The sequence below is a fragment of the Deinococcus alpinitundrae genome (assembly GCF_009982895.1).
Taxonomy (GTDB): domain Bacteria; phylum Deinococcota; class Deinococci; order Deinococcales; family Deinococcaceae; genus Deinococcus; species Deinococcus alpinitundrae.
Map to the genome: position 1 here is coordinate 1 of NZ_WXZL01000337.1, position 260 is coordinate 260.

Genomic DNA, 260 nt, shown 5'->3' on the forward strand with positions numbered 1-260 from the left:
TTTCTTGTTTTTTACATAATCTTTGTAGGACTGCTCAATATAATGTTTAAAATCTTTGTTGATCTTGTTTTGGAGAGATTTGGGGCTTACATTTGAAACTTGCGGGTATTTCAAAGCCTTAATGTTTTTGTACGTATGGCTCGTGACCGTCGGTTTTTTTTCGTTTGCCGCGTGTGCAGAAGGAAGTGCGGCCGCACTGTACAGCGCAAAAAACAATACCCCTGTCATCAACATTCCGAACGCTTTAAACACTGTTTTTT

Annotated in this window: 1 protein-coding gene; it reads right to left on the bottom strand. The window is 39.2% G+C overall.

Going from position 1 to position 260, the window contains the following annotated elements:
* Positions 1-260, bottom strand: a 260-nt coding sequence (locus GUI70_RS25910; protein WP_161884601.1) for a polysaccharide deacetylase family protein, incomplete at both ends; no start/stop codon positions are given.